Origin of the sequence: Vogesella mureinivorans, assembly GCF_007644035.1 — a bacterium.
Classification (GTDB): Bacteria; Pseudomonadota; Gammaproteobacteria; order Burkholderiales; family Chromobacteriaceae; genus Vogesella; species Vogesella mureinivorans.
The window spans coordinates 1-258 of sequence record NZ_VMTV02000655.1; the positions used below are offsets into that span (position 1 = coordinate 1).

General features: G+C 42.2%; 1 protein-coding gene. It reads left to right on the forward strand.

Going from position 1 to position 258, the window contains the following annotated elements:
• Positions 1 to 193 (forward strand): NADH-quinone oxidoreductase subunit H (locus tag FLQ44_RS17155; protein WP_439144941.1); only part of this gene is annotated, 193 nt, incomplete at its 5' end.
• Positions 194 to 258 lie beyond the last annotated feature (65 nt).

Genomic DNA, 258 nt, shown 5'->3' on the forward strand with positions numbered 1-258 from the left:
AGTCTTCTTAGGGATTTCATTGATGGGTGTGGTTGCGATTGCTGGTTCATTCAATTTGCGTGAAATCGTAGAAGCACAACGTGATGTATGGTTTGTGGTTCCACAATTCATTGGTTTCATGATCTTTGTGGTTGCTGGTGTTGCAGTGACACATCGTCACCCATTTGACCAACCAGAAGCTGAGCAAGAGTAGGCTTGAGTTGAAGTCTGACCATCTTTTTCAAGGGTTAACTCATGCTTTTCTGCATCAATGTTTTT